The following is a 21071-nucleotide window of genomic DNA, read 5'->3' as shown; positions in this document are numbered from 1 at the left end:
CTCAGGGACGCAGTACATGCGCTTGTTAACTTTATCTCACACCCTATTTTTAACCTTAAGCATTGTTTTTTTATCAGCCTGTGGTGGTTCAGACGATCAAGTTACAACTAACCCTAATGATCCCGTTGAGCCTGAGCCTAGCGAGTTAACAGTATCTACAACTACAGGTTTAGATGTCAGCCTTGATGAAGGAAGCTTTTTACTGACTGTACCTGCCAATGCCGTCTCTCAAAACACTGAACTTACACACGAAAAAACAGTATTAGATGATGCAAATGCACTACTAAATATTATCTCAGATATACACCTACTCACCCCAAGTACGCTTTCTTTTAGTGATCCAATTACTATCAGCATAAAAATACCTGATGATTACCAATTAGGAGGCCAGCTATTTATTGCTAGACAATCTGGCGATGGCTGGGAAGTTATTGATAACTCTTTTGTTGCAGATGGGTTTGTAAGTGCGCAAGTAACAACACTAGGAACCTTCGCTATTATGATGCAGCGCAATGAGGCCTTTGCTGCTATAGGCCCAACGTGTGATGCCACAGCCACAGAGCAATCGGTTAGATTTGTTCATGTTGCCGACCTACATGCGCGATTCGGTTATGAGGAGCAATACTTTAGCCGCATAAAAGCCTACTACAACCAAGTACTTGCACAAACGCCGCATACCCTTTTTACCAACGGGGGTGATGACTACGAAAAAGGCACTGTTGCTGAGCAACTATCACAAGGTAGCGCTACAGAAGAAGCCATTAAAGCCATGCAGTTTGATTTACGTGTGGTAGGAAATCACGACTATGCATGGGGGCCAGAAAAGTTATTAAGCTACTCGCAAGATGATAACGCCATAGTACTTGCCAGTAATACACGCTATGAAGGCGAACAATTACAAGATTTTGCCGCTGTAGGCTTTGCTAAAGTACAAGTAGGCTGTGTGACCTTAGGTGTATTTGGTATGACCTCAGTACCTTGGAACGAGCTAGACGAACCGATAGATGATGAGCCTATACCTGATTTTATCAAACAATTTAAAATGAGCTGGCAGTGGCAACAAATAGCACAAAGTATAGTAAACCAATACCAAGACGATGTTGACTACATGGTAATGCTAAGCCATTTAGGTGAAGGCTTAGACATTGATATGGCAACCGATGTAAGCGGTATTGATTTAGTGTTAGGCGGCCATACTCATGGCGGTGAAAGTTATAATACGCTCGAGAACGGCGCTGTGGTTATTCAGCCAGATTTTTACGCCAAAGGCATCACCGATGTTACTCTCACGTTTAACTTGCAAGATAAAACATCGCCAACAATAGATTACAGCACCATTGAAACTGACAGCATCAGCGAACGTGATGAACCAACTAAACTGGCAATTGATGAAATTATGGGCCGCTATGCGCCTGATGCAAATACAGAAATTGCTATTTCTGAAAACTACCCAAGTAGTTTAGAACTTGCAGAAATAACGGCTTTAGCTGCAGCCCATGCAAGTGATATAACGGTGGCCCTGCTTAACCCAGAATTAGTACAAACAAGGTGGACACCAGGGACCTTAACGCAAGAAGACTTTCATAAAGCCTACTATGTTGAGCGCCAGCCCTCTAACACTCCTGGCTTTAATTCGTTATATAGCGTAACGGTTACAGGTAGCGATTTAAACACCATGTTTGCCAGTCAGCCAGATTGGTTTTTACTCAAACCAGATGATATACAAGCTGCGAGCACTTATCAGGTTGCGTTGTTTAAAGGCGCAGCACTTAATCCTGAGCTATTTTTTAGCGGTGTAACGTTTTCAAACGTTGAAGCCATTGACGAAGCATGGTGGTTACTTGATCAATATGCGCGTTTTAGAACAAGCCAGTGCTTATACCTAGATACCGATAATCAACTCTTTTCATGTAATGAGCAAAGCAATGTCACAGTGTGGAATTTTGACGATGCAAATAGCCCTTTGGCAGCAGATTATGGCCCTTCAGTATTGAGCTATTTTGACCCAGAACAAACAAACTGGGGCCCTGAAGAAACACAATATAATACAACTCAAGCACTTGGTATTGCTGATTTTGCTGATGGCAGCTCAGGTGTAATGGCGTTTTCACGCCACGCCCCTACCGAGGGGTTATTAATAACCTTAAATACACCTGCCAATGGTGATTATGCAAGTGAAGGAATGGTTTCTGATTACACCTTAGTAATGGATTTATATTGGCCAGAAGAAGGCAAAGATATTTATCGCGCTATCATGCAAGCAAACACACAAGATTACCTCACTGATGATGCCGATATGTTTATCGACCCAACGGGCGGTTATGGTAAATCAACCAGTGATAGTGGTTACTTTGGACAAACAGAGCCTGAAAACTGGCACCGAGTTGCATTTGTATTTTATACCGCCCCCAGTAATGGGGTATTTGAAGTTTACATAGACGGCGAGCTTGCTGGTGTGAAAGAAGACGGTGAAATAAATAACACCTGGGCATTAACGTCATCTGTTTTACTCTTTACAGATAACAACTTTGAAACAGTGCCCGGTTATTTAAACGCTCTTTTATATGCTGGGCGCGCCCTGACTCGAGACGAAATTAAAAGCATAGGCAGTGCACAATCAAAGCTGACATTTACCCCTACAACACGGGTATTAAACCAAGCTATTGAGCGCCATTACCAAGCAGCTCCAACCGTAAAACCTAATCTTTGGCTCGAGCAGCGCAACACATTTTTTAACAACAGTACACAAAGCGTAAACAATTAAATACAAAAAACATTACGTAACTACATTTTTAAAAGAGGTTTTATTTTTATAAAACCTCTTTTTTATTTATTTATATCAATACCTTAAACTTTAATAAACTAAAAGCATCAAGCTAATACATGCTCGTTTACCCTAAAGCGTAAGGTATAAACCTATTGACTAAGTAAACGTCTTATTAAATTTACAGTTTGCTCAAATGCTAAATCTGCTCCCCCTCTTCCCCAAACTTAAAATCTAGTTGATTATCTAGCTCAACACGACAACAACACATAATCGCAGTAGCAATATTTATTGCAGGAGTAATAAAAATGAGTGAAGCAAATAATCCACTAGGTTTAGTTGGTATTGAGTTTACTGAATACGCAACACCTGATGCAGACTACATGGATAAAGTGTTTACTGATTTTGGTTTTTCAAAATTAAAAAAATTTAAAGGCAAAGATATTGTCTATTACAACCAAAACGACATTCACTTTTTACTAAATAACGAACGCGATGGTTTTTCTGCTGAATTTGCAAAAAGTCATGGCCCAGCAATTTGCTCTATGGGTTGGCGCGTTGAGGATGCACAGCATGCATTTGAAACAGCTGTAGCACGTGGTGCAAAACCCGCAACCGACTCAACCCATAAAGACTTACCTTACCCCGCCATTTACGGTATTGGCGATAGCCTGATTTACTTTATTGAGCAATTTGGTGATAAAGGGTCTATTTATGAGTCTGACTTTGAAGATTTATCATCACCAAATGTAGTTGAAGATAAAGGCTTTATACGTATAGATCACTTAACTAATAACGTTTACAAAGGCACTATGGAAACATGGGCAAACTTTTACAAAGACGTATTTGGTTTTACAGAAGTACGCTATTTCGATATTAAAGGTCAAAAAACAGCGTTGCTATCGTATGCATTAAAATCACCCTGTGGCACCTTCTCAATTCCTATTAATGAAGGTAAAGGCAATAACAACAACCAAATAGACGAGTATTTAGGCGAATATAATGGCCCTGGTGTACAACATCTCGCGTTTTTAACTGACGATTTAGTTAGCTCGCTTGATAAGCTTGATAAATCGACCATTGCTACTTTAGACATTATTCCTGAATATTACGACACTATTTTTGACCGTGTACCGTGGGTTGCAGAAGATAAAGAAAAAATTCGCGAGCATCAAATATTAGTCGATAGCCAAAGTGAAAACTGCTACCTATTACAAATTTTCTCTAAAAACCTATTTGGACCTATTTTTATAGAAATGATCCAACGTGTAGATGATGGTGGTTTTGGTGAAGGTAATTTCCAAGCATTGTTTGAGTCAATTGAGCGAGACCAAGAGCGCCGCGGCGTTTTATAACTTTTTTGAATAAATTAAAAGCAGCGATCTTCGCTGCTTTTTGTCGTTTTAATATTTAAAAAGTAGGGTGCAAGATACAAGTATGCTTAAATAAATGCATGCACCCAACATCAAACCTAAAGGATAAGTAATGAGCCAAATTAACGAAACCCACGACATTAATTTAACTAGCTGGGTAGAGTCGGCCAATATTAAAGGCTGTGACTTCCCGATTCAAAATTTACCTTTTGCAGAATTTCGTACTAAAAATACAAATGAAAAATTTAGAGGCGGGGTTGCTATTGGCGATCAGGTTATTGATTTAGCAAAATTGAGCCACTTAAACATTTTTACCGGTGATGCTAAAACAGCTCTGGATGCAGCAAGCGAATCAACACTAAATACATTTATGGGTTTAGGGGAGCAATACTGGTCAGCACTGCGCTTAGCGCTTTCAAAAGTATTGCGTGAAGGCGCACAGCAACAAAAAGAAATGCAAAGTACCCTTATTGCTCAAGCTGATATAGAGTTTTCACTGCCGTGTCGTATTGGTGATTACACCGACTTTTATACCTCAATTTACCATGCAACCGCCGTTGGTAGCTTGTTTAGACCAGACAACCCGCTTTTACCAAACTATAAATGGGTGCCGATTGGCTATCATGGCCGCTCTTCATCTATTGATGTATCGGGGCAAACGTTTCACCGCCCTAAAGGGCAAACTAAAGCGCCCGATGCAGATACTCCATCATTTGGCCCATGTAAGCGCCTAGATTACGAGTTAGAGCTCGGTATTTACTTAGGCAAAGGCAATGAGCTGGGTGATGCTATCGCCATTGAAAACGCTGAAAACCATGTATTTGGTTTTTGTGTATTTAATGATTGGTCAGCACGAGATTTACAAGCATGGGAATACCAACCATTAGGCCCGTTTTTAGCTAAAAACTTTGCATCAACCGTATCGCCTTGGATTGTCACCACTGAAGCACTTGCACCTTTTAGAACTAGCTGGACACGTGATGAAAACGATCCACAGCCAATGCCGTACCTAGAATCTGCCGCTAACCGCGAGCAAGGTGCATTTGATATCCAGATGGATGTTAAAATTCAGACTCAAAAAATGCGTGATGAAAACCACCAACCTACGCAGGTCTCTGCCTCAAGCTTCAAACATTCATATTGGACTGTGGCGCAAATGGTGACCCATCACACTGTAAATGGCTGTAACTTTATGCCAGGTGATATGCTCGGCTCTGGCACCCAGTCAGGCCCTACACATGAAGAAGCGGGTTCTTTATTAGAGCTTTCTCGTGGTGGTAAAGAAAAAATAACCCTGAGTAATGGTGAGCAGCGCAGCTTTTTAGAAGATGGCGATAACGTAATTATGCGCGGCTGGTGCGAAAAGCCAGGCTATGCCCGTATTGGCTTTGGTAGTGTAGAAAGCACAGTATTACCTGCTAAATAACTTATTGGTTATTGATATGTCCTAAATAAGCAAACACATTTGAGGACAACACATAGCAAATAAAAAAGCCACCTAGTTAAACTAGGTGGCTTTTTCGTATCTAAAGTACGGGTTGATTAAAGGTCTTTTTCAACCTCATCAAATAGCGCAGTAATATTTTGCGCTGGCTCTTTCGTCGCTAAGCTTACAACGACAATTGCAATACTTGCTAAAATAAAGCCTGGTACAATTTCGTACATGTAACTGCTTAAGCTTTGCCCATCAATCATAAATGGTGAGTAAATCCAAAACAGAACCGTACCTGCACCTACAACCATACCTGCTAGTGCGCCTTCAAAGTTCATGCGTTTCCAGTACAGGCTAAATAAAACCAGTGGGCCAAATGCCGCACCAAAACCTGCCCATGCATTACTTACTAAGCTTAATATTGAGCTGTCTCTATCGTACGCTAAGTAAATAGCACACAAAGCGACTGCTGCTACACTAATACGCCCTACAGTAACAAGCTCTGTGTCGCTTGCTTCTTTGCGTAAAAACGTTTTGTAAAAATCTTCAGTTAACGAACTTGAGCTAACAAGTAACTGCGAAGAAATTGTACTCATGATTGCAGCTAAAATAGCCGCCAATAAGAAACCTGCAATTAATGGGTGGAATAATAACTCAGAAAGAATTAAGAAAATGGTTTCTGGGTCTTCAACAACAATGTTGTTTTCGTAAGTGTACGCTGCACCAAATAAACCAGTACCCACAGCACCAATGGCTGCAACTATCATCCATGTCATACCAATACGGCGAGCCGTTGGCATATCTTTTACGCTACGCACCGACATAAAACGTACAATAATATGAGGTTGACCAAAGTAGCCTAAGCCCCACGCCATTGCCGAAATAATCCCTAATGCAGAGCCTGCACCTATCCAATTAAGCATATCGGGGTTAACGCTATGAAGCGTTGACTCTAGCGGTTGATCTAATAAAGAGTAAGCAACGGTCGGTACCAGTATCAAGGCAATAAACATAATACAGCCTTGCACAAAGTCAGTTAAGCTAACTGCTAAGAAGCCACCAAATAAGGTATATAAAACAACAACACCAGTGGTGATGTATAAACCCATTTCGTAACTTAAGCCAAATGAGCTTTCAAACAATTTACCGCCTGCTACAACACCTGATGATGTATAAAGCGTAAAGAACACAATAATTACTACCGCAGAAACTACACGTAAAAGGTTTGATTTATCATTAAAACGATTAGAGAAGTAGTCTGGGATTGTGATTGAGTCGTTTGCTTTTTCAGTGTAAACACGCAAACGAGGCGCAACTAAAAAGTAGTTTAACCACGCACCAATAACCAAGCCTATTGCTATCCATGTGCTACTAAAGCCAGTAACGAACATAGCGCCAGGTAAGCCCATTAAAATCCAACCGCTCATATCCGATGCGCCAGCAGATAATGCTGCAACACTTGGAGATAAGCTACGTCCACCTAGCATATAACCCGAAACATCACTTGTAGACTGTTTGTATGCATAAAGTCCAATGCCAAGCATGACTATAAAATACAATACCAGTGAAATAATCATTCCTGTTTCCAAATTCGCCTCCACAAAGTTGTATAAAACAGGCTTTTAATCCTAATAATGACTCTTAAAATATTATAATAAAGACACTATTGGGGTAAAAACCATCCGTCTTGACTATACCATGCTTAAAGGTGATAACTCCAACTTGTCACACTGAAGTGAACAAAAAACAGTCGCATTGACTATTTAACCCTCAAGCACCCGATATACTGTAAATTTATTTACATATATAGCTAATATTTAATAACAATTCATTAAATCAATAACAATTACCTAATGCTATTTCGAACGTTTTGCCATATATTATAGCCATTGCTAATAATTATTATTTTGTACGGAACTATTTATGTATTTTTATGCTGCACGCCAACCTATTTTAGACCGCGAAAAGGAGCTTGTTGGATACGAGTTATTATTTCGTGATGGCGTTGATAATGTATTTCCAGACATAGACGGTGACGAAGCAACAACGAAACTAATCGAAGGGAGTCAGTTTAATTTTGGCTTAGAAGATTTAACTGGCAACAAACCCGCCTATATTAACTTTACTCTAGAAACCTTACTTAAAGGTTACCCTACTATGTTAGGGAAAGAGACGGTCGTTGTAGAAATCCTTGAAACAGTACAACCAGGTAAGCGCTTACTGGCTATTGTTAAAGATTTAAAAGAAAAAGGCTACACCCTAGCGCTTGATGATTACATTCACCAACCAGTATGGCGCCATTTTTACCCGTTTATCGATATTTTAAAAATAGACTTTTTAACCACTGATGAAAGTGCAATAAAAACCATAATTAACGATATTAAAGCCTATCCACACATCAAGCTTTTAGCTGAAAAAGTAGAAACCTATGAAGCTTATAATTTAGCTCTAGAGCTTGGGTTTGAATATTTTCAGGGGTTCTTTTTTTCAAAGCCTGAAATGGTACAAAGTAAAGCACTACCGCCATCAGAAATGGCATTAGCAGAGCTGCTTTACGAAACCTCATCTGTTGAAATGGATCTTAAAAAGATAACCGATGTGTTTGAACGTGACGTAAATCTATCATACAAGTTATTGCGTTATTCAAACTCAGCTGCGTTTGCGCGCAGAGCCGAAATAAACACAATCAAACAAGCACTCATCGTCCTTGGCGCTAACGAAATTAAAAAGCTGTTATCTTTGTTATTTGCAGCGCAAGTTTCTGCCGATAAACCTGTTGAGCTAATTAGGCTTTCGCTAACACGTGCACGATTTGGCGAACTACTTGCTATTTCACACGGGCAGTTTAAAGATACCGGTATGGCCTTTTTAACTGGTATGATGTCGCTTATGGACGCCATTTTAGATGAAACCATGGAAAGCGTTATGCAAAAGCTCCCGCTGTCTGCAGAGATAAAAGCTGCGCTATTGAATGACGAAGGCCTGCTTGCTCAGTATCTAAACTTGGTTAAGTTTTATGAGCACGCAGATTGGCAAGCCGCCAACGAAATTGCAAAACAATTAAATTTAGGCGAAGAAGTTGCCAATGCATACCATGACGCCTTAACGTGGGTTAATGAGCAAATGCAGCTGATGGTTAAAGAATAATAAACATTATGGCTTATTTATTTAAGCTCAAAATACACATAAAAAAATGCCAGCAATTGCTGGCATTTTTTTATAGCTGTTATTTATAGGCTTTCTAAGAAGTCTTCATCAAAGTCTTCGGGCTCTTCTTTGATTGGAGGATTGCCGTCGTATAGCTCATAAAGCTGACGCTGAAAGTATATGTCTTTAACAAATAAATACGGGTCGAGTGAATCATTAAGTAAGCCTTCTTGCGGGATAAGCGAAGCACGAGCTTCAACCGCTTTAAGCGCAAAAACTAAAATAGTTTGAGGCGTAGTCAAGGCGATTTCTGGTAACACAAAGTTATCAACTACATCGCCTGTTAAGTTACGTGCTGTAGTCGGTCCCATTGCTGGCAGCATAATATATGCGCCGTCGCCAACGCCCCACACGCCCAATGTTTGGCCAAAGTCTTCATCTACCAGCTCAAGTCCAAGTGAACTTGCAACATCAAAAATACCAAACACACCTACCGTAGAGTTAACTAAAAAACGCGCTAAACTCACGCCTGCGTTGCCCGCTTTACCTTGTAGCCCTGCATTTATCATATCAACAGGCGCACTAATATTATCGGTAAAGTTAACAATCCCATTGCGTACAGGTACAGGGGTCACTTCTACATACCCTACAGCCACAGGGCGTAAAATATAAGCATCAAGAATATCCATATTAAAGTCGTACAATGGACGGTTAATGCTTTGTAGCGGATCGCGCTCATCAACTTTGTTTTCTGGTACTTGTGCACATCCGGCTAGCACCAATAAACATAAAAAAGTAAAACTATGCTTTAACATCTAATGTCCTTAAGGTATTAATGTATCAATTTGAAGTTGGTAGTCACTTACGTTTTCACGTTGTAGTGTCTCAGAGTGCCCCTCTAACTCACCACTACTTGGCATAACTGACTCATCGATTGAGATCCGCGCTGTGATCACAATATCTTTAGCACTTGATAAGTTTAACCCATCAACCATTGCATTAGCATCAGTGAGTTGCACCGTTAGCGGAAAGCTGTATTCATTTAGTTTAACAACCGCTAATGGCATAGGAGAGCCTTGAGCAGCCTTGGCAAAAATAAATAAAGTCCCCTGCTGTGGCTGCTTATCGAAAAGCTCATCTGCTAAGCTCACAGTAACACTAATAGCACTGTTAGCAGAGACCGGCATTACAGAGCCCTCATTTTGCATTTGTTGCTCTATATCGGAAATACGCTGCGCTATCATTGAATAACGCGTATCGCTTTTATCCATGCTTGCCAGTAATACTTCAAACGCCGCTTTGGCTTGCGGCCAGTCCTTGCGCTCATAGGCAATAAGCGCTAATAAAGAAATAGCATCAAGGTTTGTTGGTTCAACCTTTAGCACTTTAGATAGCATACCCGCTGCACGCGTCATGTTCTCTTCGCTGCCTTCAAGCAGTAAAACTTGGCTGTAGCTAATGAGTACTTGCATATTGTCTGGGTTCATTCGCAGGGCTTTATCAAACGATTGCTGCGCCATATCAAATTCGTTTAACGACATAGCTACACGTCCAAGCAACATCCACGCAACTTCGTCATCGCCTGATTCATTAAGCTTAGTGCGCAGCGCTAAAGCAAACGCTTGCAGCTCGTTTTGAGTAAGAGGCTCACCTTTTTGCATTACCGCACGCTCGCCATAATCTGCAAGGTTATCCATTGCATCATACCACGCTGCTATTTGCTGCTGGCTCCCTGTAAAGGTGTAAAAAACACCGGTGAGGGCTAATAAAAATGCTGCGCCTGTTAAAGCAAAAATACGGTTATTACCTTTGCTATTAAGCGATTTTTCTGGCGAAAGCTCGTTCAATAAACGACGTTTTAGCTCAATAACCGATTCACTATGGCTTTGCGCATCAATACGTTGATTGTCTAAGTCGTTTTGCAGCTCAACTAAACGCTGCTCGTAAATGCTGATCAATTCTGCATTAGCATTGTGAGTAATGGTTTGCACGCGCTCTTTTTTTAAAAAAGGCAACATAATAAAAGCCAGTGCAATTAGTGTGAGTAAAGCAAAACACGCCCACATTAAAATCATTAATTTTGCTCCTGACGTTTATTTTCTGCAATTAACTTAGCAAGTTTTGCTTCATCATCGCTGTTCCAGGTTTGCTTAACTGACGCCTTACGCTGGCGAATTACAATAAAACCAAAACCCAAAATAACAATAAGTACAGGTAAAACCCAAAGTACTAATGTGGCCGGTGTTACAGGCGGATCGTAATGAACAAAATAACCGTATCTGTCTATCATGTAATCGATTACTTCGTCTTTTGTTTTACCTTCTTTTACCAGCGCGAGTACCTTGTCGCGTAAATCTTTTGCAACAATGGCATCAGAGTCTGCAATATTTTGGTTTTGACATTTAGGGCACCTGAGCTCTTTGGTTAACTCTTCAAAGCGAACGGCTTGCTGGTTATTGTCAAACTGGTAGCGATCTTGCTCGGCATACACTGCCATACTTATAAAAAAGCTCAGGGTTAATAAAAACACTCGCATTAATTTAGCTCCTGCATAACAGGGGCAAATTTAGCACGCCATACGCGCGGGTTTAGATCCCCTGTATGGTGTAATAAAATTTTACCCGTTTTATCCACTAAGAATGTTTCAGGGGCACCTGATACACCTAAATCAAGTGACAAGGTACGGTGCAAGTCTAAAATATTAAATTGGTATGGGTCGCCAGCACGGCTGAGCATATCGCTCACATCGGTGCGCAAAGCCTGCATATCAAATGGGCCATCAAAATCGGCATCGTACCCTTGTACATAGTACAAACCAATAATTTTTACGCCTTGCTCGCGTAGCTTAGTTAAATACCCTAGTTCAACTAAACATGTAGGGCACCAAGTCCCCCATACATTAAGTAAATAAACTTCGCCTTTTAGGCTTTCATCTGTCCAGCGCTTATCATCTTGCATTAAATCAGGCAGGTTAAACGCAGGCATCGTTTGGCCTAGTCGTCCGGTTTGAATTTCACGCGGGTTGGCAAACAAACCTTGATACAAAAATACACATAAAAATATGAATATTAATAACGGTGCTAAAGCTAAAATTTTACGGTTCATTACGCATTCTCCAACGCTTTTTTGCGTGTACTTGCTGATGTACGGTAGCGTTTATCGAATAAAATCATAAACCCTGCAAGCGATATAAGTACACCGCCTATCCACATCCAACGCACGAACGGTTTGTGATAAATACGCAGTGACCATGCCCCTTTACTTAATTGCTCACCGAGCGCTAAATATAGGTCGCGAGTAAAGCCGGCATCAATTGCCGCTTCGGTCATAAATTGCATACCAATATCGTATTTGCGTTTTTCTGCATGTAACTCAGTCACTAGCTTATCGTTATTGAATACCGACACTACACCAGCATGCCCACTGTAGTTAGGGCCGCGTATTGCTTTAACGCCATCAAATCGGTATTCGTATTGGTTAAGCGTGACAATATCGCCTTGCTTCATAGAAACATCACGCTCTACCGAGTACGCCGAAGTAAGCGTAACGCCTGCAATAACAAATGCTAAACCAACGTGACCTAGCACCATAGCCCAGTAGCTAATACCTAAACGTTTAATACCTTCTTTTAGCGTCCCGTGAACCGACGCCTTGGCGAATAAATCTATGGCAGTAGAGACTGCAACCCATACACCTAAGGTGGTGGCTAATAATGTAAGTGGTTTTACGACATCGTAGCTTGAGAACAACCACGCACAGGTAATAACAACACTTATTAACACACCTATTAATACTTTATTTTGTAGTACAGCCCACTTGTTTTGTTTCCAACGAAGAAAAGGCCCTATTCCCATTAATATGGCAAATGGTACTAATAAAATGGCAAACATTTTATTAAAGAACGGTTCGCCAATAGAAATACTGCCTAGGCCCATTTCTTTATGCACCATAGGTAACAAAGTACCTAAAAGAACAATTAATGTGGCTACCACTAAAAAGATGTTGTTAAGCCATAAGGCCACTTCGCGTGATACAAACTTGTAACGGCCTTCGCTTTTAACTTGTGATACGCGCAGCGCATACAACGATAAACCGCCGCCAACAACAATGCCTAAAAAGGCTAGAATAAATAAACCTCTATCGGGGTCAGTGGCAAATGCATGCACCGATACAATAATGCCTGAGCGAACAATAAAGGTGCCTAATAAGCTCAGTGAAAATGCAGCGATGGCAAGCAGCACAGTCCACGATTTAAATACACCGCGCTTTTCTGTCACGCTCAAAGAGTGCAATAAAGCCGTAGCAACTAGCCAGGGCATAAGCGATGCGTTTTCTACCGGATCCCAAAACCACCAGCCACCCCAGCCAAGCTCAGAGTAAGCCCACCAGCTGCCTATAGTTATTCCTAAACTTAAAAAGCCCCAAGCAGTCATCGTCCATGGGCGAGACCATTTAGCCCAGGTGTTATCAAGTTTACCTGTTAAAAGTGCTGCAATAGCAAATGAAAACGCAACCGATAACCCTACATATCCCATATACAGTAATGGCGGATGAATGATCATACCGGGGTCTTGTAGTAGCGGATTTAAATCACGCCCTTCAACAGGGAAATACGGCAGTAAGCGTTCAAACGGACTTGAAAGCAGTAGTGTGTACATCATAAAACCGACACCTAAAAAGCCAAGCACACCTAAAACGCGTGCACGCAACACCCAAGGTAGGGATTTAGAACGCATAGCAACTACGGCGGTCCACCCTGCTTGCATTACAAGCCACAGTAAAATAGCGCCTTCGTGCCCACCCCACGTAGAGGTAATTTTATAATACCAAGGCAACGTACTACTTGAATGATACGCCACATAAGATACCGTAAAGTCATCTGTTAAGCTGGCATAGATAAGCGCAGCAAACGAGAGAAGTACAAAAGCAAATTGCCCAACGGCTAAAGACGGGGCCGCACGCATTAAACGAAGATTACCGGTATGCGCGCCCCATAGCGGAAAAATACACAGTAAAACGCTTAGCACCATGGCAAGCGTTAAAGAAAAATAACCAAGTTCTGGGATCATATTAGCTACCGCTATCTAGGTTGTATTTTGGTTTTTCGTGTTTAATTCCTTTTACGGCTTCTGCTACTTCTGCTGGCATGTATTCTTCATCATGCTTAGCCAGTACTTCAAAAGCTTCAATCACGTTTGGTTCTACAAGCACACCTTGCGCTACAATACCTTGGCCTTCGCGAAATAAGTCAGGCAAAATGCCTTGGTATTTAATTGTTACTAATGGCCCGGTATCAATCAGTTTAAAGCTGACTTCTAAACTTTGTTCATTACGAATGACAGAACCCGGCACAACCATACCGCCAATACGCAACTTTTGCCCTATTTGCGGTTTTTCTTTATCTGGGCCTTTGCCGTCTATTAGCTCGCTTGGTGTATAAAATAAGTTTATGTTTTCTTGTAGCGCATAAAGCACTAGGCCTACAGAGGCACCAATACCAAACAGTACTGCAATAATTACCAATAGGCGTTTTTTACGTCTTGGGTTCATGAGATTTGTTCCTGCTTCGCTTTTTTAATTCGCGCTTCGCGCGCAACTTGCTGCTCTACTGAGGCCATAATACGTTTTGTATCACGTAAAGAGCTAAATAAAATGCCTAACAAAATTAAGGCGCATGTACCAAATGAAAGCCACACGTAAAACCCGTAGCCTCCCATTGCAATAAAATCAGAAAAAGAGTCAAACTGCATAATTTACCCCTTACTTAACAAGGCTCGAACCCAAGGTCGATGCTTTTCACGTTGTAATATTTCATTTTTAAGGCGAATTAACGTTACAGTGCCCACAAACGCTGCAAACGCTAAAATATTTACTATAAGCGGCCAAAACATACTTGGGTCAATGGCTTTTGTATCAAGCTTTGTGATTGTTGCGCCTTGGTGCAGAGTGTTCCACCACTCTACGGAGTAGTGAATAACAGGTAAATTAATTACCCCTACAATGGCTAAAATAGACGCTGCGCGCCCTGCTGATTTTTTATCTTCAAAGGCATGGTAAAGCGACAGCACGCCTAAGTATAAAAACAATAAAATAAGTTCAGAGGTTAAACGTGCATCCCATACCCACCAAGCACCCCACATAGGTTTACCCCATGCAGCGCCGGTAATTAAGGCAATAGCTGTAACACATGCTCCCACCGGGGCAATAGCAATTACAGCAAGTTCAGCGTTACGTAATTGCCACACTAAAGCGACAATAGCTGCTATAGCCATAGAAGAGTATGCGCCCATAGACAAAATAGCCGATGGAACGTGAATGAAAATAATACGGTAGCTGTCTTTTTGTTGATAATCAGCTGGTGCAAAACCTAAGCCCCAAATCCAACCAACAAGCATACTTATAACCGTAACAACGGCAAAATAAGGCAGTAACGTATTACATAATTGATATGCGCGCTCTGCTTTTGCGTAGGGATGTAACCACTTCCACATATTAACTTACACTCACTTTTAATGCTGACGATATGGCGATGGGTGCACACATAATAGCAACTACTAACATGGCCCCAAGAATGGCAAGCTGCCCACTATAATCCAGCGACATAGTACTGGTATCAATGGCTGACGTTGCAAAAATTAAAACAGGAATATACAAAGGCAACACTAATAGGCTCATTAAAATGCCGCCTTTTTGTAATCCCACAGTAAGGCCAGCCCCAATTGCACCAATAAAGCTTAATAATGGCGTGCCTAATAATAATGTTAATACGGTCGCTAACAGCGCAGAGCTCTCTAAATTAAGCAATAAAGCAAATAACGGTGTCATTAATACTAATGGTAAACCGGTAACTACCCAATGCGCCGCGACTTTAGCCAACACGGTGAGTGATAGCGGGTACGATGAAGCAATTAACTGCTCTAACGAGCCATCGTTATAGTCGTCTCTGAATAATTTATCGAGTCCAAGCATGGTAGAGAGCAAAGCTGCTACCCAAATAATACCTGGCGCCATTCTGTTTAATAGACCGGGCTCTGGGCCAATTGCTAACGGAAATAAAGAAATAACAATGAGAAAAAACAAGATAGGATTGATAATTTCAGCGCGCTGGCGAAACGCAAGCTTTACATCTTTACTAAATACCGCACTAAACAGCAGCCAATATGAATGTTGACGAGTCATCAGTAACGATACTCCAAGGTCACCGTTTGTAGGTTTTCAAACTGTGTTGTTAAATCTTGATGGGTTGTTAGTAAAATAGCGCCACCACTTTTTAAATGCTCAGAAAAACGTTGTTGTAAAAATGCAACGCCATTTTTATCAAGTGCAGTAAAGGGTTCATCAAGCACCCATAGTTTTGCATCGCTTAACCATAATCGCACTAAAGCGACACGACGCTGCTGCCCTGCAGAGAGCATTCTTACCGGCACATCTTCAAGGCCCACTAAGCCAAGCTTAGCTAAAATTGGATATAAGTCGGGCTCATTTGTATAGCCGTTAATGTGCAACCAATGGCGTACGTTTTCCAGTGCGCTGAGCTGCACATTGACACCGGTTTTATGGCCTATAAATAGCAGGTCTGTGGCGTACTCTTCATAATGCTTGGCAATAGCTTGCTGGTTATAAAAAATAGCGCCTTCATCAGGCACACTAAAGCCTGCGACAATACGCAATAATGATGTTTTGCCAGCCCCGTTAGGACCCGCTAATTGCATGATTTGACCGCTATTTAGGCTAAAATTAAGATCCGCAAACAAACAACGTTCTTGCTTGATGCAGGTGACGGACTTAATGTGTAACAAGATGACGTTTCTCTATGCCAAAAATTAGGCGTTAGTCTACCATAATGATAGGGTAATACGAATATTGCTTTAAAATCGATTCACGAAAATTAGCGAAAACTTGATTTAAAATAATGAATAATCCAACGCAAATCACATTATCTAATTCATTGGTTAATAACCAAAGCGCCCCGAGCACTTCGCACGAATTAGTACAATTACCCGAGCAGGTACTTGCGGCTAAAAATATTCAGTTTTCAAAAGGCTCAATTACACTCGATGTTTTAATTGATAAACACTGGCAAACACTACGCTTAGGCATAACGCATGCCCCTCAAAATACAGACAAAATAGCAAGTGCTAACATACAGCTCAGCGCTGATGGAAAGCAGCTAAATATTACTCCTAACAATACCAATATTACACTTAGCAACGCATCACAACTGCAGCGTTTTTTAAATTATGTTAGTACCGGTAGTGAAATACAAAGTAAACCCTTGCCAGCCAATGTACAGCTTTCGCCGTCACCGCAACTTATGATACCTAGCCTTAATGCCAGTATCGCAATTAACAAAGAAACCGCACAGCTGTTAAATACCGAGCAGCCATTACAGGTACTAATTAATACAACCAATAAAGGCGCACAAATAAATGTTATTAACCGCTTTGCTGACACCGTCCATACTCAAACTCTCAGCCAACATAAAATTTCGCAGCTATTAACTAACTTACTGCCCAGCGCGCAACTACAAGCAACGCCTAAATTAGCTATTATTTCGCACCCTCAGCATAGTGGCTCGTTCACAACCCCGATAACCAATAAACAGCTTAGTGAATTGCCTAGCAAGCCCGTGGCAGTAAATATTACTAATCAAGCAGATAAGCTGCTCATTAAAACTAACTTACCTAAAATGCAGGTCGCACTTAATAACTCATTTAGTAAACCCTTTACCGACTTGGTTTTATTACAGCAGCAAAATGTAACCAGACCCCCCGCTGATAAAACAAGCCCGCAGTTAAGTGCACAAAGCCCTATAAAGTCATGGTTACAAAATAGCTTTAGTGATATAAAAACGCGAATTAACGATGCCGTTAAATACTTTGAAAACAAACCCTTTGCGAGTAAAACGCCACCTTTGCAGGCTCAACAAGCTAAGCTTGATGTAAATAAAACGCCAACACAAACAAACACGCTAACAAACCCTAATTTAAACAAGCTAAATATAACCGCAGAAGTGGCTAATCATCCTTTTACCCCTAACAGCCCTTTAGCTAAACACTTTGCGCAGCTTCCTCCTTTAGTGCAAATAACCCAGCAATTAAAGGCAAGTGTGTCGTTATGGCAATCAGCAAACAATACAGCTCAGCCCCAAGCAGTGAGCGCCCAACCAACAAATGTAAGTACGCAAGGCAACTCTTCTGCGCCGCTGAGTTTAAAAACACTACATGCCACAACTTCACAGGTAAATACTCCCAATCAACCCAGTTTGTCTCACTCGCTTTTTAACACAGCTGTAAGTCAGCAGTTACAACCAACAGAGGCTAAACTTTTAACCTCGCTTTTAAATTTGCCAACAGAGAGTGAGCGCCCAAATAGCGCTTCCAACCCTAAAACATTGTTGAGTAGCCAAATTACTGACATAGCAAGCAAAGCTACACAAAATACACCTGATCTTACGCGTTTAGTGAACCAAGCTTTTAATAGAATGGTCTCCAGTACTAATGTGCACCCAGCCACCATACAGCGAGAGCTTTTAAGTACCTTACAACCACTTACTACGCCAAACGACACACTACAAAGTAGTTTTACAAAAGGGCTTGAGCAACTTGCGGTTACTATTTTAGCGGCGCCAATAATAAGCCAACCAAGTACTTCGCTAACGTTTAATAACCACACAGGAGTTGATGCCCTACTTAATGTGCTTTTACCTACTTTTAAACTAGGTAATGGCGCGGATAAACTATTAGAGCAACTTCAACAAACACAAATACAAGAGCTTGCCCCAGAGCTGCTACAAGTTAAAAATACCCTTAGCCAAGTACAAGTAACTACGCCAAACCAACAAAGCGACACAAACCCGCTAGCACAGTTTTTATTTCCGATGAAACTTCCGCCTGAAGCGGGACAAACAGAGATAACCTTAGGGCAATATAAAAAAGCCAGTGTAGATAAAACCGAAAAAAACGTGTGGTTTGTTAGATTAAATTTTGATTATGCACAGCAAGGGCAATTACAAATAGTGGCTGAGCTTATGGACAAAGCGCTCGATTGCCAGCTGCTTGCCTCTAGCCAAGAAGTAAGTGCAATTGCACACCCTCATTTAGATAGCCTCAGGGCTAAATTAGCTCAGCATGGCTTGCAAGTAGGCGAGCTAAACTTAAAACGCGGAGATGCTAGTCATCAAGCGTTTTATCAATCGCATGCCATTATAAATATTAAGGTTTAACATGACTGACACCTCTAATTTAGCAGCAAATAATAAATCCGCGATTGGCCTGTTGTATGAAGCAGGAAGCACCCCCGCGGTAAGTGTAAAAGGGTTTGGCGAGTTGGCCGATGAAATAATCGCAGCAGCGAAACAAAAAGGCATTATGATCCACCAAGATGAAGCACTTGCTAAAACACTCTCACACTTAGAATTGGGAGAGGAAATACCTAAAGAGCTTTATTATGTTATTGCTGAATTGATTGCTTTTTCGTACGTGCTTCGTGGGCAGTTCCCACCTGGCTGGCAAGACTTTCAAGGTAAGCTAAATGTAAAGGCATAACTAGGTGGATAAATTATATCTCCCCCTTTATTAAGTATTACTGCACATTGGTATTACGTGTAGTTAAAAGCAAAAAAGACGCTAGGCGTCTTTTTGTTTATGTAACGAAAATAATAGTTCAGCCTCAGCCCTAGGAAGCTCGCACTCGCGTATCACCTCATCTAAATCTGCGCCAAGCTCAACCATTTTAACAGCACGAGAATATATTTTTGCGTCTGGGTCATCATATTTTTGGGCAGCTTGTTGTTGCATCAACTCTTGATTTTGTTGCTCAACTTCAAGTACGCGCTTACCAATACTTAAAAGCCCTGTTCTGAGCTCAGACACTTCACTGCGTAATATATGTGTTTGCTCTGAGGTATCTTTTAATTGCTGTGATACCGCATTAAGCTCCGCCGACTGTTTATTTTTTAATGCAACAATTAGCGCCAGCGATATTAAACCTATCCCTAGCGCTGCTATTGCGATACTGAGTAACAACATAATTTTAGTGGTAAAGCTTAAATATCGCTTAACTCATCCCATTCGTCATCGCTAAGTAATTTATTTAAATCGACTAAAATAAGTAATTCGTTATCGCGGTTACATACACCTTGGATAAACTTAGCGCTTTCTTCGGTACCAACATTTGGCGCGCTGTCTATTTCAGAGCTGCGTAAGTACACAACTTCAGAAACACTATCAGCTAAAATACCAATTACTTGCTCTTCTGCTTCAATAATTAAAATGCGAGAGTTATCAGTTGCATCCGCAGCAGGCAAACCAAAGCGAGCACGAGTATCAATAACAGTGACTACGTTACCACGTAAATTTATAATGCCAATAACGTATGAAGGTGCACCAGGTACTGGGGCAATTTCGGTATAACGTAAAATTTCTTGCACCTGCATTACGTTTACGCCATACGTTTCTTCTTCAAGCTTAAACGTTACCCACTGTAAAATTTCATCGTTGTTATCTGCGTTTTTATTCGCTGATAATAGTCTATCTTCGCTCATGCTGTTACCCCGTAATGGTCGTTACTACTGACGGCTATCTAAGCCTTTTTCTAATAGTGCATTTAAATTATCTACATCTATTAAAGCACACATTTTTTCTTTAATAACACCGGCAAGCCAAGGGCGTTTGCCACTGTTTTTTCGCCATTTTACATCTTCTTTACTCAATGTAATGTTATTTATTAACTTTTCGGCCAATAAACCCCAGTTGCTATCGCCTAGGGTTATTAAATACTGATAATTAAGAGAGGCCTCTAACTTTTCATCGTACTTTTCAGGCATTACCCAACGGGCAGTATCAACTACGTTTAGCTTTTCATCTCTATTAAGCATAACGCCTTTAAACCACTTTGGCTTACCAAATAAATGATTTACTTCACCTAATTGATGAATTCCTCCAAGCGCTTTCAAAGGAACAGCCAATGTTAAACCAGCCACTTCAAAAAACAGAGCCTGAAATTCACCTTCAAAGTAATCTTCTTGGCTATGTAATAAAGGAGCAGGTTCTGTACTTAACTGGGTTTGCACCTCAGGTGTCTCTACTGGCTCAGGCTCAATAGGTGCAGGTGGCGGAATAGTGGCATCAGCCTCGCTATTACTCTCTTTTACTTGCTCAGAATAAAGCTGCTCGGTTACTTTTAATTGCGCTTTAGGCTTTAAAAGTACTTCGTCGTTTTGTAAGGCACTAGGTACTTGCTCAAGTAGCTTTGCTACAGGCTCAAGGTTTTCCTCAGGTTCGTCTTCGCATAATAGCGCCCCTAAGTATTGAGTCATTACTTTTTCATTAGCAAATAATTGCTTACTCATTCA

Annotated in this window: 20 protein-coding genes; 6 read left to right on the top strand and 14 right to left on the bottom strand. The window is 41.0% G+C overall.

The genetic code is table 11. The features are described from left to right. Positions 1 to 16: 16 nt before the first annotated feature. The 3 genes from MTF64_RS03355 (at position 17) to fahA (ending at position 5563) form a co-directional block, all read left to right on the top strand. Complete coding sequence (locus MTF64_RS03355; RefSeq protein ID WP_248450573.1) at positions 17 to 2764, top strand: metallophosphoesterase; 2748 nt, start codon at positions 17 to 19, stop codon at positions 2762 to 2764. A gap of 308 nt (positions 2765 to 3072) precedes the next feature. After that, a complete protein-coding gene (gene hppD, locus MTF64_RS03350) occupies positions 3073 to 4119 on the top strand; it encodes a 4-hydroxyphenylpyruvate dioxygenase (RefSeq protein WP_004588333.1) in 1047 nt (348 codons plus the stop codon). A 130-nt stretch (positions 4120 to 4249) separates the two neighbouring features. Next, positions 4250 to 5563: a fumarylacetoacetase gene (gene fahA / locus MTF64_RS03345; protein WP_096739272.1), complete on the top strand. Its 1314-nt coding sequence runs from the start codon at positions 4250 to 4252 to the stop codon at positions 5561 to 5563. Positions 5564 to 5679: 116 nt separating this feature from the next. Here fahA and putP read toward each other — a convergent pair whose 3' ends face one another. Next, on the bottom strand, positions 5680 to 7158 hold the full coding sequence (putP, locus tag MTF64_RS03340; protein ID WP_054983014.1) for a sodium/proline symporter PutP: 1479 nt from the start codon (positions 7156 to 7158) through the stop codon (positions 5680 to 5682). A 334-nt stretch (positions 7159 to 7492) separates the two neighbouring features. On the opposite strand from putP, the gene MTF64_RS03335 reads away from it, so the two are divergent. After that, positions 7493 to 8716 (top strand): HDOD domain-containing protein, encoded by a 1224-nt coding sequence (locus MTF64_RS03335; protein WP_248450571.1) that lies wholly within the window; start codon positions 7493 to 7495, stop codon positions 8714 to 8716. A gap of 83 nt (positions 8717 to 8799) precedes the next feature. On the opposite strand, the gene MTF64_RS03330 is transcribed toward MTF64_RS03335, so the two are convergent. The 10 genes from MTF64_RS03330 to ccmA are packed head-to-tail and all read right to left on the bottom strand — an operon-like array spanning position 8800 to position 16515. After that, positions 8800 to 9531 (bottom strand): VacJ family lipoprotein, encoded by a 732-nt coding sequence (locus MTF64_RS03330; RefSeq protein ID WP_004588329.1) that lies wholly within the window; start codon positions 9529 to 9531, stop codon positions 8800 to 8802. A 9-nt stretch (positions 9532 to 9540) separates the two neighbouring features. Beyond that, entirely contained in the window at positions 9541 to 10791 is a 1251-nt protein-coding gene (ccmI, locus tag MTF64_RS03325; RefSeq protein ID WP_248450569.1) for a c-type cytochrome biogenesis protein CcmI, read from the bottom strand. Beyond that, positions 10791 to 11252 carry a cytochrome c-type biogenesis protein gene (locus tag MTF64_RS03320; RefSeq protein ID WP_004588327.1) on the bottom strand — a complete coding sequence of 154 codons (462 nt, stop codon included), beginning with the start codon at positions 11250 to 11252 and terminating at the stop codon, positions 10791 to 10793. Before MTF64_RS03320 ends, ccmI begins: the two co-directional genes overlap by 1 nt. Next, a complete protein-coding gene (locus tag MTF64_RS03315) occupies positions 11252 to 11821 on the bottom strand; it encodes a redoxin family protein (RefSeq protein WP_029773820.1) in 570 nt (189 codons plus the stop codon). The genes MTF64_RS03320 and MTF64_RS03315 overlap by 1 nt, the downstream gene beginning before the upstream one ends. Further along, a complete protein-coding gene (locus MTF64_RS03310; RefSeq protein WP_096041368.1) occupies positions 11821 to 13785 on the bottom strand; it encodes a heme lyase CcmF/NrfE family subunit in 1965 nt (654 codons plus the stop codon). Before MTF64_RS03310 ends, MTF64_RS03315 begins: the two co-directional genes overlap by 1 nt. 1 nt (position 13786) lies before the next feature. After that, positions 13787 to 14266 (bottom strand): cytochrome c maturation protein CcmE, encoded by a 480-nt coding sequence (gene ccmE, locus MTF64_RS03305; protein WP_248450567.1) that lies wholly within the window; start codon positions 14264 to 14266, stop codon positions 13787 to 13789. Beyond that, positions 14263 to 14466, bottom strand: a complete 204-nt coding sequence (gene ccmD, locus MTF64_RS03300) for a heme exporter protein CcmD (protein WP_004588323.1) — start codon at positions 14464 to 14466, stop codon at positions 14263 to 14265. The genes ccmE and ccmD overlap by 4 nt, the downstream gene beginning before the upstream one ends. A 3-nt stretch (positions 14467 to 14469) precedes the next feature. Further along, a complete protein-coding gene (locus MTF64_RS03295; RefSeq protein ID WP_248450566.1) occupies positions 14470 to 15207 on the bottom strand; it encodes a heme ABC transporter permease in 738 nt (245 codons plus the stop codon). Between the two features lies 1 nt (position 15208). Next, positions 15209 to 15895 carry a heme exporter protein CcmB gene (gene ccmB, locus MTF64_RS03290; RefSeq protein WP_004588321.1) on the bottom strand — a complete coding sequence of 229 codons (687 nt, stop codon included), beginning with the start codon at positions 15893 to 15895 and terminating at the stop codon, positions 15209 to 15211. Beyond that, positions 15895 to 16515 carry a cytochrome c biogenesis heme-transporting ATPase CcmA gene (gene ccmA, locus MTF64_RS03285; protein ID WP_095206646.1) on the bottom strand — a complete coding sequence of 207 codons (621 nt, stop codon included), beginning with the start codon at positions 16513 to 16515 and terminating at the stop codon, positions 15895 to 15897. Before ccmA ends, ccmB begins: the two co-directional genes overlap by 1 nt. Positions 16516 to 16628: 113 nt before the next feature. Here ccmA and MTF64_RS03280 point away from each other — a divergent pair, with 113 nt between their 5' ends. Together MTF64_RS03280 and MTF64_RS03275 are read left to right on the top strand one after the other, a co-directional pair. After that, positions 16629 to 18941, top strand: a complete 2313-nt coding sequence (locus MTF64_RS03280) for a flagellar hook-length control protein FliK (protein ID WP_248450565.1) — start codon at positions 16629 to 16631, stop codon at positions 18939 to 18941. Between the two features lies 1 nt (position 18942). Beyond that, complete coding sequence (locus tag MTF64_RS03275; protein WP_004588318.1) at positions 18943 to 19263, top strand: EscU/YscU/HrcU family type III secretion system export apparatus switch protein; 321 nt, start codon at positions 18943 to 18945, stop codon at positions 19261 to 19263. An 81-nt stretch (positions 19264 to 19344) separates the two neighbouring features. Here MTF64_RS03275 and MTF64_RS03270 read toward each other — a convergent pair whose 3' ends face one another. The 3 genes from MTF64_RS03270 to MTF64_RS03260 are packed head-to-tail and all read right to left on the bottom strand — an operon-like array spanning position 19345 to position 21068. Continuing rightward, positions 19345 to 19746 (bottom strand): DUF2802 domain-containing protein, encoded by a 402-nt coding sequence (locus tag MTF64_RS03270; protein ID WP_004588317.1) that lies wholly within the window; start codon positions 19744 to 19746, stop codon positions 19345 to 19347. 17 nt (positions 19747 to 19763) lie between these two features. Further along, on the bottom strand, positions 19764 to 20261 hold the full coding sequence (locus tag MTF64_RS03265; protein WP_004588316.1) for a chemotaxis protein CheW: 498 nt from the start codon (positions 20259 to 20261) through the stop codon (positions 19764 to 19766). Between the two features lie 24 nt (positions 20262 to 20285). Beyond that, complete coding sequence (locus tag MTF64_RS03260) at positions 20286 to 21068, bottom strand: chemotaxis protein CheW (RefSeq protein WP_248450563.1); 783 nt, start codon at positions 21066 to 21068, stop codon at positions 20286 to 20288. Positions 21069 to 21071 lie beyond the last annotated feature (3 nt).

Source organism: Pseudoalteromonas sp. 2CM41L (assembly GCF_023161905.1).
Taxonomy (GTDB): domain Bacteria; phylum Pseudomonadota; class Gammaproteobacteria; order Enterobacterales; family Alteromonadaceae; genus Pseudoalteromonas; species Pseudoalteromonas atlantica.
Note: the sequence above shows the minus strand (reverse complement) of the source record. Positions and strands in the feature narration are given on the sequence as shown.

What these genes read in the sequence shown, in the direction of transcription:
- ccmE (WP_248450567.1), bottom strand. Translation starts at nt 14,266, where the DNA reads ATGAACCCAAGACGTAAAAAACGCCTATTGGTAATTATTGCAGTACTG.
- MTF64_RS03275 (WP_004588318.1), top strand. Translation starts at nt 18,943, where the DNA reads ATGACTGACACCTCTAATTTAGCAGCAAATAATAAATCCGCGATTGGC.
- MTF64_RS03270 (WP_004588317.1), bottom strand. Translation starts at nt 19,746, where the DNA reads ATGTTGTTACTCAGTATCGCAATAGCAGCGCTAGGGATAGGTTTAATA.
- MTF64_RS03265 (WP_004588316.1), bottom strand. Translation starts at nt 20,261, where the DNA reads ATGAGCGAAGATAGACTATTATCAGCGAATAAAAACGCAGATAACAAC.
- MTF64_RS03320 (WP_004588327.1), bottom strand. Translation starts at nt 11,252, where the DNA reads ATGCGAGTGTTTTTATTAACCCTGAGCTTTTTTATAAGTATGGCAGTG.
- MTF64_RS03315 (WP_029773820.1), bottom strand. Translation starts at nt 11,821, where the DNA reads ATGAACCGTAAAATTTTAGCTTTAGCACCGTTATTAATATTCATATTT.
- MTF64_RS03310 (WP_096041368.1), bottom strand. Translation starts at nt 13,785, where the DNA reads ATGATCCCAGAACTTGGTTATTTTTCTTTAACGCTTGCCATGGTGCTA.
- MTF64_RS03355 (WP_248450573.1), top strand. Translation starts at nt 17, where the DNA reads ATGCGCTTGTTAACTTTATCTCACACCCTATTTTTAACCTTAAGCATT.
- MTF64_RS03335 (WP_248450571.1), top strand. Translation starts at nt 7,493, where the DNA reads ATGTATTTTTATGCTGCACGCCAACCTATTTTAGACCGCGAAAAGGAG.
- ccmI (WP_248450569.1), bottom strand. Translation starts at nt 10,791, where the DNA reads ATGATTTTAATGTGGGCGTGTTTTGCTTTACTCACACTAATTGCACTG.
- hppD (WP_004588333.1), top strand. Translation starts at nt 3,073, where the DNA reads ATGAGTGAAGCAAATAATCCACTAGGTTTAGTTGGTATTGAGTTTACT.
- ccmD (WP_004588323.1), bottom strand. Translation starts at nt 14,466, where the DNA reads ATGCAGTTTGACTCTTTTTCTGATTTTATTGCAATGGGAGGCTACGGG.
- MTF64_RS03260 (WP_248450563.1), bottom strand. Translation starts at nt 21,068, where the DNA reads ATGAGTAAGCAATTATTTGCTAATGAAAAAGTAATGACTCAATACTTA.
- MTF64_RS03280 (WP_248450565.1), top strand. Translation starts at nt 16,629, where the DNA reads ATGAATAATCCAACGCAAATCACATTATCTAATTCATTGGTTAATAAC.
- MTF64_RS03330 (WP_004588329.1), bottom strand. Translation starts at nt 9,531, where the DNA reads ATGTTAAAGCATAGTTTTACTTTTTTATGTTTATTGGTGCTAGCCGGA.
- ccmB (WP_004588321.1), bottom strand. Translation starts at nt 15,895, where the DNA reads ATGACTCGTCAACATTCATATTGGCTGCTGTTTAGTGCGGTATTTAGT.
- fahA (WP_096739272.1), top strand. Translation starts at nt 4,250, where the DNA reads ATGAGCCAAATTAACGAAACCCACGACATTAATTTAACTAGCTGGGTA.
- MTF64_RS03295 (WP_248450566.1), bottom strand. Translation starts at nt 15,207, where the DNA reads ATGTGGAAGTGGTTACATCCCTACGCAAAAGCAGAGCGCGCATATCAA.